This is a genomic window from Holdemania filiformis DSM 12042 (genome assembly GCF_000157995.1).
In the GTDB taxonomy this organism is placed as follows: Bacteria; Bacillota_I; Bacilli_A; order Erysipelotrichales; family Erysipelotrichaceae; genus Holdemania; species Holdemania filiformis.
Map to the genome: position 1 here is coordinate 578,580 of NZ_GG657561.1, position 9,053 is coordinate 587,632.

Consider the following 9,053-nt stretch of genomic DNA (forward strand, 5'->3'; position numbering starts at 1 on the left):
ATCACGACGGCAGGAGGGGAAGAAACGCGGTCATTACCGCAAAAAGAATTCCTCACTTCCTACTGATGATTTTTCTAACCCTCGATAAGCTTCAGCTTTAATCCTTTTTCTTCATTGAACCCTTAGCTAAATAAAAATGGATATTTCGTCTTTTCGCTCTTTACAGCGTCGACGCTCTATCCATTTTTTCTTTTTCCAACCCTATGCGATTTTATAGCTCATTTTCTAAAAACCCTACAAGATTTTATATTACCATAATTTACTTACTTCTCTAAACACCAAAAACATTGCAGTGTTCATATTTCTCACAGAATATTAAACCACATTTCAATATTATTTAATTTGAAAAGATTTTATTCTAAGTTAAAATCCTCATAGCCACATAACATAGCATATCCTACATAATCGCAATACGAAAGTCCACATTTTCCACATGGCTTGCACCTTCCTGATTTTCGTTTGTTTTTATGACTTTTGTTTACAATAATTCTATTTCTATTACGTATTTCCCCAATATACTTTCCAGAAAAATCATATAATTCATCATCATAGAATACTCCTAAGGGATTACCATCACTTGAATAAAGATAATCACCCGAACGTCTACCTACATACTTTCCGCCCCATGCCCAATAATTCATAACTTATTCACCCTTTTCTTAATTATATTCTAGATACAATTTGATCCACATTGTCAATTATATAACTTGGCACAATATTGAATTTAATAATATCCAAAAAATGAAGATAATCATTTTCAATATGATATGTTTCATCTATAAATTTATACCAAGCACCATCCATTTGTGTAATTTTAATTTCATTTTGAGTTAATATTTCGTTTATCTCTCTAAACAACTGCACTTTTAAATATGCATTAGTTTCAACATTATATAAATTTTTAATTCCTTCTTTTGTATAGATATTATTTTTGAGTTCATCATAATCAAAGTCCGGAATATACTCCTTGATCTTAGCTATTCCGATAGCGATATCCTCTGGAGCAATTTCAACATATATATTATTTCCTACCTTTCTCTTTATCTCATTTGCGTGAATAAGACAAGATAAAATTTCATACACTAAATCCCAATCCTCATTTCGTTCATTTAATTCACTTAATTTTCTTAGAAAAGCTACGCGACTAACTATGTTTATATTTATATTCTTTGCAATTTCACTACACTCCGTTGTAATAAGTTTTACATCTGAATTTGGATTTATCTTGTACGCTTTAACGGTTCCATGTTCATTACAAATAAAAGAAGCTTGTGCTCTTTCTTCACCTAATTTTCCTACTACAATAAAATCTGTAATAGGTTCAAAGTCGTGTGTTAAAAACAAAACCGTTTTTCTATCAAAAGAAACATCTCTTTTTCCAATATTCTTAAACATTCTATGAAGAATAGCATACTTTTTATTAGTGTCAAATGATGATATTGGATCATCTAGTATGATTAAATCAGGATTTTGTGCAACAGCATAATACATAAACAGAATAAGTGCAAAAGCATTTTTCTCACCCCAACTCAAATGATCTCGTATTTTTGTTACATCTGTTTTTTCTTCACTAAAACATTGTTTTAATATTGTACGGCTATTGGTTTCATCTTCCGCAAGTATCACTAATTCATAGTTTATGCCTGCAGTTTTCAAGAATTCATTGATATCTGCTTGTGATGCTTGTATTGTTGATTGCATTAAACCTTTCAATGCACCCATTTCTCTTTTTAATACTGCTGCTTCTGAACGCAATTCAACCACCTGATCATTTATTCGCTTAATAACATTTTCAGTTTTTTCACCACCAAAAATCTCAAAAAAATTCTTTGGAATTTCCATTTCATTAATTTGTTGTTCAAGTTTGGATATATCCGCTAGAACAATTCTTCTGTTTCCAAATTCAACAATAGCAACAAACCGTTTCAGCATTACATCCACTTCTAGTAATAACTTTTCAAGAATAGCCGATATAATATCTTCTGGGACATCATTTTTTACATAAGATACCAATTCATCATACTTCTCCGGCTTAATATATATCCTTAAATTTTCAAACAAATCTAACAAGTCTTTAAGATTTTGTGAATCAGATTTTTTGTAAGTCTCTTTGAACACCTCTTTCCTCTTATTATGCACAAGCCTATTTAATGCTTCTGAACAATATGGACAGCCATCTCCAATGTCAAAAGCATCTCCTTTAGACTTCCAATCTATCCAAGAAATATTGATTTCCGTATTTGTAATAAAAGGCCTGTAACTATCTAGTTCTTCTGGGATATTATATAAATTACTTTTAGACAATACGCTTTTATACACACCTGATCTACTAAGTTTTCCATTAATATTACGTTTAAACTTACCCGCAATCTGATCTAATAATTTCTGTAACTCTTGTATTTCTTCATCCTGCTTCATAATATTATGTAAAGCTTGAAGATGTTGATCGAGCTGTGCCTTTTTTTGAGAATAATTAGGTGTTTTCAAAAATACTTCAAATGAATTTTGTATAACTTCATCTTCTTTAAAAACAATATCCCTGACGAAATCTTCATTAAATACCAATATCTTTCCAATTTCCGGACTGATTGAGACAGATGCCGGATCTTCTTTCAAAAAAGATTGTAATTCTTTTATTTTTTGTGGTTCCTTCGAGAACTCTATTGCCTTTGCAATTGTTGTTTTTCCAGTACCATTTATTCCATAAAAAATGTTAAGTTTTCCATTCTCGATAGTTAATTCTCCTTGTATGATATTATTACAATTTTCCATTTTAATTTGATACATTAAATTCCCTCCTTGATTGATATTTTCAAAAGCCTATCTTTTTAAAAAACTTCTTTGTATATTAATTATAATAATAATTTTACAATGCTCGACGGTGTGTAGAATCCCCCACCATCTTTACCTTCTTTAGCCGCAAATTCAGCTATACAGTATTCATATGTTCTACCAAGTAAATCCATATCATGATCAGTACCATCCATGTGAATTTTATTTGTGAATAAATCTACCACATCTCCTAAAACTGTTTTGTCTAAATCAGGAGTACCATAATTTTTTGGCAAAACTCCTTTTAAAGTTGTATTTTCTTTTTCAATAGCTTCCATTGCTTCATCAATATATTTACCAATCTCAAATCCAATATTTGCATTCGTTTCCTTTGCCATATCTAATCTTCCTTCCCTACAACTTCTACTACATCCTCAATATTACAATCTAATCCCTTGCATATCTTTACTAATACTTCCATAGATACATATTCATTTTTAGAAAGTTTTGCTAAAGTATTTTGACCAATGCCGACTTCTTTAGCAAACTCTGTTTTCTTTAATCCTTTATCAATTAAAAGTTTAAATAATCGGTTATAACAAACATTCATATTATGTTCCTTTCTACACCTCATAATAGACATCTCACTTTTACTTAACTTTCGTCAGCAGTAAAAAGTTTTGATTTATTTCTTTATATTTTTGTTTGTTCTTCAAGTTCTAACAAATAGCGATCAAAATCAGATGTAAACAACCTGTCTTGAATAATACGATACTTCTCAAATTCTGTTTCAGCATGTAATTTAGCTTGCTCAGCACTGATTTTACCAGCTCCTGTTAATAATTCAGTACCATTAAATTCTAAAAAGCCATCTAAACGTTTTGACCAATCTTCCATACTCATTGGAATATGCCTTTGTGCTTGAAGTTCAGCATAATCCAAGTATAGCGATACCAACTTTTGTAAAAATGATAACTCATCTTCGGTTAAATAATTTTTAGCAACACTTACATCACTTTTAACAATTTTTCCATCAGGAGCATTTTCCCAAATTGTTAATCCCATATGTTCTTTATTGGCATCCGCTCTTTCTACAATCAATTCAGCTGCAGTATGTCTATGCGTTGCATAATGCATCTTATTTTGAACGGTTTTAAAGAATAGTTTTGTTGTATTTGATGTTTTGTCATAATCAAAAGCAGTTGCATATAAATCTGTTACTTTCTGATAAAACTTTCTTTCAGACATTCGTATCTCACGAATATTTTCTAACTGTCTTTCGAAGTATTCATCTGTGAATAATATTCCTTTTTTTAGACGTTCTTTATCCATTACCCAGCCTTGAATTGTGTAATCTTTAACGATTTGACCTGACCATTTTCTAAATTGAATAGCACGTTCATTGTTAACCTTGAATCCGACTGCAATAATAGCTTGTAAATTATAGTGAATAACTTCTCTTCCAACCTGGCGATTCCCTTCATTTTGAACTATTCGGAATTTCCTAATAGTTGATGCCTCTTGTAATTCCCCATCACTATAAATACTTTTAAGATGCTCGTTTATTGTTGGAATACTAACATCATATAAAACAGCCATCATTTTTTGAGTAAGCCATATATTCTCATCTTCATAACGCATTTCCATGCTACTTTCTTCGCCACCTATCGAAGCCACATAGGTTAAGTATTCAGCGGCACTAGAACGGATTGTAATTTTATTTTTAGGCATAATTGCTCCTTTCGCATAGTACTATAATTGACAATTAATATTATAAACCATTTAGCATCATATTAAAATAAGATCTTTGCATTTATACACTTTTTTATCTTTTATATAAAGAAACACTATCTATGTACAATATATTTAATGGATATAGGAAATTTAAAAGTCTCAGCTATTGCCAAGACTAAGTTTTCTATAACGACTGCTCATGTTTTTTATTTTGCTGACCCTTTGATACTTCATTTTTAGTGTGAATCACTTTATCAATAAATGTTTTAACTAATTCAGGTGCATGTTTGATTGCTTCGATAAAGTCGCCAGTTTGTCCCAAGAGTTGTTCATATCTTTGTTTCCAGATATTTATATCCTTTTTCGCTTTTTCAAGTTTATTTTTTAAATTAGTGATGACTCCTTTTTGTTCAATGCTTTGCTTTGCTAAAGTTTTTAATTCGTTGGCTTCAGATTTAGTAAATTGAATATTTCCAGCAATCGTTTCCTTTCCCATCCGGTCTATTTCATCATAACGTGCTAGTATTTGTTTTTTAATCTTTGTTGTAGATTCAATTTGCTTTAACTTCTTTTCATTGGATACTACTTGGTTCTGCAATTTATCTAAGCGTTGTCTTTCTTGTTCAACTTTAAATTGAGTGACTGTTAAATGTTCTTCACTACTTCCTCGTTCTCCTCTTTCTAAATCAAGATATCCTTTTTCTTTCATCGCTTGATAGAAATCATCTTGCAAAACGCTATATGACTTTCTTAAAACTGGTTTGCCATTCTTTTGTAGAATAGGCTTGCCTTCACCATCAAATGCCTGCTTAGAAATCCATTTCTTGCTGGAACTTACTTGCTGAATGACTTCTTTAACTGTCCCAACTAAATTTTTATCTTTGCATCGCTTTGACCATAAGATTTTCTTTACAACCGTTGGAATATAAACTACATGAAGATGATAACCGCTTATTTCCATTTTCGAAATATTTTGTAGAACGTGAAATCAAGCGTGGATGTGATAATGCAGGAGTAAAAAGAATTAGGGTTCACGATATACGACATAGTCATGCCAGTTTGCTTGTAGAATTAGGTTTTTCACCGCTTTTAATTGCTGAGAGACTTGGTCATGAACATGTTCAAACAACCATGGATACCTATAGTCATCTATATCCAAACAAACAAATTGAAGTAGCCAATCAGCTAGATTCCTTAATTTCTAATGGATTGGCTACAAAAAATCTGTAAAGTGTAGCCATTTTATAGCCACAAAAAAACAAAAAGTCTCAGAAAGCCTTTATTCAAGGCATATTCTAAGACTTTAAAACACTTAAATTGTTATTCCCACTCAATCGTCGCGCATGGCTTCGGCGACAAATCATAACAAACCCGGTTCACGTTTTTGACTTCCTTTAAAATCCGATCCGTAATCTTTGTCAGTACCGGCCAGTCGATCTGTTCAATCGAAGCGGTCATCGCATCGATCGTATTGACCGCGCGGATGATCACCGGATACTCGAAGCAGCGCGCGTTGTTCTTGACGCCCACCGATTTGAAATCCGGAACAATCGTGAAATACTGCCAAACTTTCTTATCCAGTCCCGCCTTCGCAAACTCCTCGCGCAGGATCGCATCCGATTCCCGCACCGCTTCCAGCCGTTCTCTTGTGATTGCGCCCAGGCAGCGGACACCCAGTCCCGGCCCCGGGAATGGCTGACGGAAGACCATGTCATGCGGTAAGCCCAGTTCCAGGCCGCATGCCCGGACTTCATCCTTGAACAGATAATACAACGGTTCAACTAACTCGAAATTCATGTCTTCCGGCAGGCCGCCGACATTGTGATGCGACTTGACGACCTTCGCGGTCTTCGTGCCCGATTCCACGATATCCGGATAGATCGTGCCCTGCGCCAAAAAGTCAATTCCTTCCAGCTTGCGCGCTTCTTCCTCGAACACACGGATGAACTCAGCACCGATAATTTTACGTTTCTGTTCCGGATCCGCTACCCCTTCCAGCTTCGTTAAGAAACGCTCGCTCGCATCTACATAAATCAAGTTCGCATCCATCTGATTGCGGAACACTTCAATTACACTTTCCGATTCACCCTTGCGCATCAAGCCATGATTGACATGCACGCACACCAGCTGCTTGCCGATCGCTTTGATCAACAACGCTGCGACGACCGAAGAATCAACGCCCCCGGACAACGCAAGCAGCACCTTTTTATCCCCGACCTGACGCCGGATCAATTCGATCTGGTCGGCAACGAAGTTTTTCATATTCCAATTCGCTTCCGCATGGCAGGTGTCAAACAAGAAGGAATTCACGACCGCTCGCATCGCGTCTTCCTCTGCCGGCCACTGATCAAGGCAATGCTCACCCTTGGCCGCCGCATAATTCACTGCCAGCACCGGGACACCTGCATCATAGATAAAATCACGAACTTCAATCGCCTTGCCGTCGACGATGTTCAGCGGGCCGCCATTAAGGATGATCCCCTTGACATTATCCAGCTTTGCCAGTTCTTCTTCCGTGATATCATGCGGTTTAATCTCGCTGTAGACGCCCAAATCGCGGATCATCCGCGCCAGTACGGTATTTTCATCACTGCCTAAATCTAAAATTAAAATCATATCCTGTTTCATCGCTATTCCTCCTTCAACTTCCTTTTTATTCCAGTCCTAATGTAACAAAATTCGGGTTTCTTTGCAATCGCCGATTGCCTTTCTTACCAACTTTTGAATTTTGCCAACTTATCTCGATCCCCTTCCCCCTTTAGAAAAAGACCGGAAGTTTCCGATCTTTCACTCAGGGTAAGGGAAAAGCTTATTTCATCGAGCTCTTGTCTTTGACGATGACGTCGTGCGCGCCGCCTTCGACAATCGAGGTCGCGGAAACCAGGGTCAGCCGGGCATTCTGCTGCAGCTCAGGAATCGAGAGCGCACCGCAGTTGCACATGGTCGATTTCACCTTATACAACGTCAGCGTGACGTTTTCCTTTAACGTTCCGGCATACGGAACATAGGAATCGACACCTTCCTCAAAGCTCAGCTTCTGAGCGCCGCCCAAATCGTAGCGCTGCCAGTTGCGGGCGCGGTTGCTGCCTTCGCCCCAATACTCTTTGACATAGGTGCCATTGACCATCAGCTTCGTCGTCGGCGATTCTTCAAAGCGGCTGAAATACCGTCCCAGCATGACGAAATCTGCGCCCATCGCTAACGCTAAGGTAATATGATAATCGTAAACAATGCCGCCGTCCGAGCAGATCGGGATGTAAATTCCGGTCTCTTCAAAATATTCATCACGAGCTTTCGCAACTTCGATGACCGCTGTCGCCTGACCGCGGCCGATGCCTTTGGTTTCACGGGTGATGCAGATGGAACCGCCGCCGATGCCGACTTTAATGAAATCTGCGCCGCTCTCCGCTAAGAACCGGAATCCCTCGCGGTCGACGACGTTGCCTGCGCCAACCTTAACGGAATCGCCGTATTTCGCGCGAATCCAGGAAATCGTGCGCTTCTGCCATTCACTGAAGCCTTCCGAGGAATCAATGCACAGCACGTCGACGCCCGCTTCCACTAACGCCGGAACACGCTCTGCATAGTCGCGCGTGTTGATGCCCGCGCCGACGATATACCGCTTGTGGCAATCCAGGAGCTCGTCTGGATTTTCTTTATGCGTGGCATAATCCTTACGGAAAACAAGATACAACAGGTGCTGATTCTCGTCGATGATCGGCAGCTGGTTCAGCTTGTGTTCCCAGATCAGATCGTTGCAGTCCGACAAGGTATCGCTCTCATGACCGACGATCAATTTATCATACGGCGTCATGAAGTCCGCAACCTTGGTTTCCGGCGCCATCCGGGAAACCCGGTAATCGCGGCTGGTAACCATGCCGACTAAGCGTCCGTTGGCAGTTCCGTCCTCAGTGACCGGCATCGTGGAATGTCCTGTTTCCTCGACCAGTTCAAGAACCTGTGCCAGCGTCATATCCGGCGTAATGTTGGAATCGCTGACGACAAAGCCGGCCTTGTGATTTTTCACGCGGGCAACCATCGCCGCCTGACTTTCAATCGACTGTGATCCAAAGATGAACGAAACGCCGCCTTCCTTTGCCAGCGCCACCGCCATCCGGTCATCAGACACCGCCTGCATGATCGCGCTGACCATCGGGATGTTCATTTCGATCGCCGGTTTTTCACCTTTCTTGAACTTGACTAACGGCGTCTTCAGGCTGACAGACGTCGGGATGCACTCGCTGGAAGAATAGCCCGGAACCAACAGGTATTCGCTGAAGGTATGAGACGGTTGATCATAGTAATATGCCATAGTATTCGCTCCTTTTCCCTTTTTGTATTATCCATGATTATAATGAAATTGTGCCCCAAAGTAAAGGATTAAATGATCCGTTTTGAAAATTTTTACAATTCTTACGATAAAAGGCGGTCCTCCGATAAAAGAAAGCCCGCCTTTTCGTTATTTTGTACGTTTATATAAGGTATGAATGGCATGCTGATCAAAGTCCATCAGCGCTTCGTGCAGTGCTTCACTCCAGGTTGGATGA

General features: G+C 38.3%; 9 protein-coding genes. 1 reads left to right on the forward strand and 8 read right to left on the reverse strand.

All coding sequences use genetic code 11. The features are described from left to right. Window positions 1-353: 353 nt before the first annotated feature. From HOLDEFILI_RS19405 to HOLDEFILI_RS15440, 6 genes are all read right to left on the reverse strand, one after another. Window positions 354-641 carry a 4-fold beta flower protein gene (locus HOLDEFILI_RS19405; protein ID WP_006060778.1) on the reverse strand — a complete coding sequence of 96 codons (288 nt, stop codon included), beginning with the start codon at window positions 639-641 and terminating at the stop codon, window positions 354-356. 22 nt (window positions 642-663) lie between these two features. Continuing rightward, window positions 664-2,787: an AAA family ATPase gene (locus HOLDEFILI_RS15420; RefSeq protein ID WP_006060779.1), complete on the reverse strand. Its 2,124-nt coding sequence runs from the start codon at window positions 2,785-2,787 to the stop codon at window positions 664-666. 65 nt (window positions 2,788-2,852) lie between these two features. Next, window positions 2,853-3,170, reverse strand: coding sequence for an N-6 DNA methylase (locus tag HOLDEFILI_RS15425; RefSeq protein WP_006060780.1), 318 nt, complete (start codon window positions 3,168-3,170; stop codon window positions 2,853-2,855). A gap of 2 nt (window positions 3,171-3,172) precedes the next feature. Then, on the reverse strand, window positions 3,173-3,382 hold the full coding sequence (locus HOLDEFILI_RS15430) for a helix-turn-helix domain-containing protein (protein WP_039865151.1): 210 nt from the start codon (window positions 3,380-3,382) through the stop codon (window positions 3,173-3,175). A gap of 83 nt (window positions 3,383-3,465) precedes the next feature. Beyond that, window positions 3,466-4,503, reverse strand: a complete 1,038-nt coding sequence (locus HOLDEFILI_RS15435; protein WP_006060782.1) for a virulence RhuM family protein — start codon at window positions 4,501-4,503, stop codon at window positions 3,466-3,468. A gap of 187 nt (window positions 4,504-4,690) precedes the next feature. Beyond that, the gene (locus HOLDEFILI_RS15440; RefSeq protein WP_006060783.1) at window positions 4,691-5,467 is read right to left on the reverse strand and encodes a plasmid recombination protein; all 777 of its coding nucleotides are present in this window, start codon (window positions 5,465-5,467) and stop codon (window positions 4,691-4,693) included. On the opposite strand from HOLDEFILI_RS15440, the gene HOLDEFILI_RS18995 reads away from it, so the two are divergent. Beyond that, window positions 5,425-5,736 carry a tyrosine-type recombinase/integrase gene (locus HOLDEFILI_RS18995; protein WP_156788960.1) on the forward strand — a complete coding sequence of 104 codons (312 nt, stop codon included), beginning with the start codon at window positions 5,425-5,427 and terminating at the stop codon, window positions 5,734-5,736. The two genes, HOLDEFILI_RS15440 and HOLDEFILI_RS18995, sit on opposite strands and share 43 nt — an antisense overlap. Before the next feature lie 90 nt (window positions 5,737-5,826). Here the strand turns inward: HOLDEFILI_RS18995 and guaA are convergent, their stop codons facing one another. Further along, window positions 5,827-7,134, reverse strand: a complete 1,308-nt coding sequence (guaA, locus tag HOLDEFILI_RS15445; protein ID WP_006060785.1) for a glutamine-hydrolyzing GMP synthase — start codon at window positions 7,132-7,134, stop codon at window positions 5,827-5,829. 181 nt (window positions 7,135-7,315) lie between these two features. Continuing rightward, window positions 7,316-8,818 (reverse strand): IMP dehydrogenase, encoded by a 1,503-nt coding sequence (locus HOLDEFILI_RS15450; protein WP_006060786.1) that lies wholly within the window; start codon window positions 8,816-8,818, stop codon window positions 7,316-7,318. Window positions 8,819-9,053 lie beyond the last annotated feature (235 nt).

Bases quoted from the DNA above. Each gene is read 5' to 3' on its own strand.
- HOLDEFILI_RS15430 (WP_039865151.1), bottom strand. From the start codon at position 3,382: ATGAATGTTTGTTATAACCGATTATTTAAACTTTTAATTGATAAAGGA.
- guaA (WP_006060785.1), bottom strand. From the start codon at position 7,134: ATGAAACAGGATATGATTTTAATTTTAGATTTAGGCAGTGATGAAAAT.
- HOLDEFILI_RS15425 (WP_006060780.1), bottom strand. From the start codon at position 3,170: ATGGCAAAGGAAACGAATGCAAATATTGGATTTGAGATTGGTAAATAT.
- HOLDEFILI_RS19405 (WP_006060778.1), bottom strand. From the start codon at position 641: ATGAATTATTGGGCATGGGGCGGAAAGTATGTAGGTAGACGTTCGGGT.
- HOLDEFILI_RS15450 (WP_006060786.1), bottom strand. From the start codon at position 8,818: ATGGCATATTACTATGATCAACCGTCTCATACCTTCAGCGAATACCTG.
- HOLDEFILI_RS15440 (WP_006060783.1), bottom strand. From the start codon at position 5,467: ATGGAAATAAGCGGTTATCATCTTCATGTAGTTTATATTCCAACGGTT.
- HOLDEFILI_RS15435 (WP_006060782.1), bottom strand. From the start codon at position 4,503: ATGCCTAAAAATAAAATTACAATCCGTTCTAGTGCCGCTGAATACTTA.
- HOLDEFILI_RS15420 (WP_006060779.1), bottom strand. From the start codon at position 2,787: ATGTATCAAATTAAAATGGAAAATTGTAATAATATCATACAAGGAGAA.